Annotated in this window: 4 protein-coding genes, 2 pseudogenes and 1 other annotated feature; of the genes and pseudogenes, 3 read left to right on the top strand and 3 right to left on the bottom strand. The window is 37.7% G+C overall.

Features of this window, described 5'->3' with window-relative positions; all coding sequences use genetic code 11:
- Both ACYTR8_RS09925 and ACYTR8_RS09920 read right to left on the bottom strand, forming a co-directional pair.
- Positions 1–143, bottom strand: a pseudogene (locus ACYTR8_RS09925) (ISAs1 family transposase); the annotation flags it as partial.
- A gap of 104 nt (positions 144–247) precedes the next feature.
- Entirely contained in the window at positions 248–1,120 is an 873-nt protein-coding gene (locus tag ACYTR8_RS09920; protein ID WP_269760841.1) for a YitT family protein, read from the bottom strand.
- 124 nt (positions 1,121–1,244) lie between these two features.
- Positions 1,245–1,488: a binding site (T-box leader), on the top strand.
- Positions 1,489–1,546: 58 nt separating this feature from the next.
- Here ACYTR8_RS09920 and trpS point away from each other — a divergent pair.
- The 3 genes from trpS to ACYTR8_RS09905 all read left to right on the top strand — a co-directional run bounded on the left by trpS (position 1,547) and on the right by ACYTR8_RS09905 (position 5,341).
- On the top strand, positions 1,547–2,569 hold the full coding sequence (gene trpS / locus ACYTR8_RS09915; RefSeq protein ID WP_111717862.1) for a tryptophan--tRNA ligase: 1,023 nt from the start codon (positions 1,547–1,549) through the stop codon (positions 2,567–2,569).
- Between the two features lie 215 nt (positions 2,570–2,784).
- Positions 2,785–4,266, top strand: coding sequence for an IMP dehydrogenase (guaB, locus tag ACYTR8_RS09910; RefSeq protein ID WP_479642095.1), 1,482 nt, complete (start codon positions 2,785–2,787; stop codon positions 4,264–4,266).
- A 211-nt stretch (positions 4,267–4,477) separates the two neighbouring features.
- Positions 4,478–5,341: a RhaT/GlcU family sugar-proton symporter gene (locus ACYTR8_RS09905; RefSeq protein ID WP_479642094.1), complete on the top strand. Its 864-nt coding sequence runs from the start codon at positions 4,478–4,480 to the stop codon at positions 5,339–5,341.
- A gap of 26 nt (positions 5,342–5,367) precedes the next feature.
- Here the strand turns inward: ACYTR8_RS09905 and ACYTR8_RS09900 are convergent.
- Positions 5,368–5,537, bottom strand: a pseudogene (locus ACYTR8_RS09900) (IS5/IS1182 family transposase); the annotation flags it as partial.

Genomic DNA, 5,537 nt, shown 5'->3' with positions numbered 1-5,537 from the left:
ATCTCCTTCCAGGTTTCAATGCCAGCTAACTGACAAACGAAGACAAGAAATAGAATGGTTGATAAGGGGTAGCGAATTTTCCAAGATTGACGACTATCCAATTCACCGGCGCAATTATCAATAGCAACAATAAAATCAATCATTGTAGTCACCTCATCTATAGTGTACTACTTTGATTGATTTTGTCATTATGAATCTAGTTTTCTGAAAACAAAAGTTTCTTCATGCGTTTGGCGTGGGCTACTCACTACATAGGCAATAAAACATCTTTGTCTTCACGTTTGTATTGTTTGGTTAAGCTGAATCCTCGACCCATTACCTGAGCTGCAGGCATGACAACAATAAAAGCAGTATCATCGATTTCAAGAATTTTTTCTTGGAGTGCAGGCAATTCATAAGTTGACACGATGGCCATCAACATAACTTTATCTGAAGTGGTATAACCACCACGAATTGGAATTTTAGTTACCCCACGATCCATAACAGTTGTGATATATTCTCGGATAGCTTGATAATCTTTGGAAATAATCATGACATTCTTCGAGGAATCGAAACCATTTTCCATGATACTAATCACATATCCAATAACGAGTAGGCCTATTGTTGAATACATGACGTCGTCAGCAGAGAGAGCCATTAATCCCATGAGAACACTAATACCGTCAACAATAGTCATAGCGACACCAAGTGATAATGGGGAGTACTTGTGAAGAATCTGTGTTAGAATACCTGTTCCCCCTGTTGAAGAATTTCCCCAAAATACCATGCCTAGTCCAATACCGCAGATAATACCTCCGAAAATAGCAGCTAATAATTGATTGTGTGTTAAAGTGGGTAATTGGTTGGTTAAACGAATGGCTATAGGATAAATCCATGACCCATAGAGTGTTTTAATGAAGTTCTGTTTACCAAGAAAAAAGTAACACATTAACAGTAAGGGAATGTTAATAACCATTAAAAAGAGAGAAGGACTGATACCAAATAAGGCTTTCATAACTACTGAAATACCAACCATTCCACCTGAGGCAATATGATTATCAACAAACATGGTGTTAAAACCAATTGCTGTGATAAATGATCCAATGGTAACAAGCAATAAATCAATCACACGTTTTTTCATGTAGCTAAGGTCTCCTTTTGAGATGGTTAAAAATGGTAGATTCATTATCTCTTAAATAGGTTGAGACCGTCAAGACTTATTTTTTAAAAATCTAAGGAACTTGACAAAATACTCAAAATTTCATAGAATAATGCTACGTTAGAAGAGTAATCTTTTCTTTGTTTTTAGAGAGTTAGCGGTAGGTGCGAGCTAACAACAAGCAAGATGAAATGGGCTAATGATTATAGTTTGGAAGGAACACATAACTTTCAGGTCGGCACCCCTTATCGTGCAACTTCTTAATATGGAGAAGATTGAGATAATATCCTGTTTTATTGTGGGTATTAATTGAGGTGGTACCGCGTATTACTTGTCATAACGCCCTCACGCTATTTTAGCGTGGGGATTTTTTTATGCAATGCAATGATGAATATTTAGGAGATAATGATGACAAAACCAATTATTTTAACTGGGGATAGACCAACTGGTAAATTACACCTAGGCCATTACGTAGGAAGTCTTAAAAATCGCGTGATGTTACAAAATGAAAACAAGTATAAGATGTTTGTCTTCTTGGCCGATCAGCAGGCTTTAACAGATCATGCTAAAGAGTCCGAATTAATTAAAGAATCTATTGGAAATGTTGCTTTGGATTACCTCTCTGTTGGTTTGGATCCGAAACAATCAACGATTTTTATTCAAAGTCAGATTCCAGAATTAGCTGAATTGACCATGTACTATATGAATTTGGTGTCATTGGCACGTTTGGAAAGAAATCCAACCGTTAAAACCGAAATTGCTCAGAAAGGTTTTGGTGAAAGTATTCCATCTGGTTTCCTTGTTTATCCAGTATCACAAGCCGCTGATATTACAGCTTTTAAAGCTAATTTTGTTCCTGTGGGCAATGACCAGAAACCGATGATTGAACAAACACGTGAAATTGTGAGAAGTTTCAATCACACTTACCATACAGACTGTTTAGTGGAACCTGAAGGCATTTACCCAGAAAATGAAAAAGCTGGACGCTTGCCAGGACTTGATGGCAATGCCAAAATGTCTAAGTCTTTAGGAAATGGAATCTATCTTTCTGACGATGCTGATACAGTCCGTAAAAAAGTCATGAGCATGTACACCGATCCGAACCATATTAAAGTGGAGGATCCTGGTCAAATTGAAGGGAATATGGTTTTCCATTACTTGGATATTTTTGGAAGAGAAGAGGATCAAACTGATATTGCGGCTATGAAAGAGCATTATCAAAAAGGTGGTTTAGGAGATGTTAAAACGAAACGCTACCTTCTAGACATTTTGGAACGTGAATTAGCACCTATTCGTGAAAGACGTTTGGAGTACGCTAAAGATATGGGGGAAGTGTTCCGTATGTTACAGGAAGGTAGTGAACAAGCGCAGGCTGTCGCAGCTCAAACCTTATCAGAAGTTAAATCTGCAATGGGAATTAATTATTTTTAAAAAAACCAGGTTTTAGCGCCTGGTTTTTTAGATTGAGATGCCTTGTCAAAGTGTTTTTGAATACAGTAAAAAGTCTGATAATTTAGCCATTCTATTATATTGGAGAGATATAAAAACATTTTGTTGACAAATGATTTTAGCGTGATATGATAGTAACAATAAAAAAATAGACTGGGGAATTATTCCCTAAAATAAAAGAAAAGAGGATTATCTTAATGTCAAACTGGGACACTAAATTTTTGAAAAAAGGCTACACTTTTGATGATGTCTTACTCATTCCGGCAGAAAGTCATGTTCTTCCAAATGAAGTCAGTTTAAAAACAAAACTTGCAAAAAATTTGACATTAAATATCCCAATTATCACAGCAGCTATGGATACTGTCACTGACAGTAAAATGGCTATTGCGATTGCGCGTGCGGGTGGCCTTGGTGTCATTCATAAGAATATGTCTATTACAGAGCAGGCAGAAGAAGTCCGCAAGGTAAAACGTTCTGAAAATGGCGTTATTATTGATCCTTTCTTCTTAACTCCTGACCACAAAGTGTCAGAAGCTGAAGAATTAATGCAACGTTACCGTATTAGTGGGGTTCCTATTGTTGAAACATTGGCAAATCGTAAGCTAGTTGGTATTATTACTAACCGTGACATGCGTTTTATTTCCGATTATAATGCACCAATTTCTGAACATATGACCAGTGAGCATCTCGTTACGGCTGCTGTTGGTACAGATCTTGAAACAGCTGAACGTATTCTTCACGAAAACCGTATTGAAAAACTTCCTTTGGTTGATGAAAGTGGCCGCCTATCTGGCTTAATCACTATCAAAGATATTGAAAAAGTCATCGAGTTTCCTCATGCTGCTAAAGATGAGTTTGGCCGCTTGCTTGTTGCTGCTGCAGTAGGTGTTACTTCTGACACGTTTGACCGTGCAGAAGCTTTGTTTGAAGCTGGTGCGGATGCTATCGTTATTGATACTGCTCATGGCCATTCAGCTGGCGTGCTTCGTAAAATTGCTGAGATTCGTGCTCATTTCCCAAATCGTACCTTGATTGCTGGAAACATTGCTACTGCTGAAGGAGCGCGTGCTCTCTATGATGCAGGTGTCGATGTTGTTAAAGTTGGTATTGGACCAGGTTCTATCTGTACTACTCGTGTGGTTGCGGGTGTTGGTGTTCCTCAAGTGACTGCTATTTACGATGCTGCTGCGGTTGCTCGTGAATATGGTAAAACGATTATTGCTGACGGTGGTATCAAGTATTCTGGCGATATTGTTAAAGCTCTTGCAGCCGGTGGTAATGCTGTTATGCTTGGATCAATGTTTGCTGGTACAGATGAAGCTCCAGGTGAAACTGAAATTTACCAAGGCCGTAAGTTCAAAACTTATCGTGGGATGGGTTCCATTGCAGCTATGAAGAAAGGATCAAGTGATCGTTACTTCCAAGGCTCTGTCAATGAAGCTAATAAGCTGGTTCCAGAAGGAATTGAAGGCCGTGTTGCTTATAAAGGCGCTGCTTCAGATATTGTCTTCCAAATGTTAGGTGGTATCCGTTCAGGTATGGGCTATGTTGGTGCAGGTGACATTCAAGAATTACATGAAAATGCTCAATTTGTTGAAATGTCAGGTGCGGGCTTAATTGAAAGTCATCCACATGATGTCCAAATCACAAATGAAGCACCAAACTATTCTGTACATTAAAATGATATTGATGTAAACTAAAGGCCGAGTCTGCTCTCGGCTTTTTTTGACTCGTCACTAAATACCAGTGTCAACTTTGTACTAGTAACAGTTTTTTGGTAAATATTATTGTATTTTCCTGCTAAATAAGCTATAATTAGTTCTCGTGTGAAAACACTTTAATGATAGAAATTTTATAATGTTGTAAACTTACTGTAAAGGAGATGAGATTTTGGAAGGTATTTTATACGCGCTTGTTCCGATGTTTGCTTGGGGCAGTATTGGTTTTGTTAGTAACAAAATTGGTGGTAAACCCTCACAACAGACCTTTGGAATGACTTTAGGAGCTTTGCTATTTGCACTTGTTGTTTGGCTAATTGTCAGACCTGAAATGACTTTACAACTTTGGATTTTTGGGATTTTAGGCGGTTTTATCTGGTCAATTGGTCAAACTGGTCAATTTCATGCCATGCAATACATGGGAGTCTCAGTTGCCAATCCTTTGTCAAGTGGCTCTCAACTTGTTCTGGGAAGTTTGATTGGTGTCCTCGTTTTTCATGAATGGACAAAACCGATGCAATTTGTAGTAGGAAGTCTAGCACTATTACTTCTGATTGTTGGTTTCTACTTTTCTAGTAAACAAGATGATGCTAATGCACAAGTCAATCACCTTCATAATTTTTTAAAAGGATTTAGGGCGCTCACTTATTCAACAATTGGTTACGTGATGTATGCAGTCTTATTTAATAACATCATGAAATTTGATGTTTTATCTGTTATTTTACCAATGGCATTTGGTATGGTCCTAGGAGCAGCAACCTTCATGTCATTTAAAGTCTCTTTTGACCAATATGTGATTAAAAATAGTGTTGTTGGATTACTTTGGGGCATTGGTAATATTTTCATGCTTCTAGCTGCATCAAAGGCAGGACTTGCTATTGCCTTTAGTTTCTCACAATTAGGTGCTATCATTTCCATTGTCGGAGGCATTTTATTCCTAGGCGAAACCAAAACCAAAAAAGAAATGCGTTGGGTTGTCACAGGTATTATCTGTTTTATCGTAGGTGCTATTTTATTAGGTATAGTCAAATCTTAATCGCCACATAATATTAAAAAAAGGGTTCAGTTTAACTGAACCCTCAGATTGAAGACAAACATCGATTTTGTGTTTGTCTTTTTTAGTGTTTTTAGATAAAAATGGCTGTTTCCGTGCTTAAACCACCTCATCTGAACAAAATAAAAAGGCTCTCCCGCCATCCTTTTGACCAGTTTTTTGAGATTTAAGCATGCCA

It is taken from the genome of Streptococcus sp. F2 (assembly GCF_056500955.1).
Note: the sequence above shows the minus strand (reverse complement) of the source record. Positions and strands in the feature narration are given on the sequence as shown.

Coding starts and splice junctions, on each gene's coding strand:
- trpS (WP_111717862.1), top strand. CDS start 1,547: ATGACAAAACCAATTATTTTAACTGGGGATAGACCAACTGGTAAATTA.
- guaB (WP_479642095.1), top strand. CDS start 2,785: ATGTCAAACTGGGACACTAAATTTTTGAAAAAAGGCTACACTTTTGAT.
- ACYTR8_RS09920 (WP_269760841.1), bottom strand. CDS start 1,120: ATGAAAAAACGTGTGATTGATTTATTGCTTGTTACCATTGGATCATTT.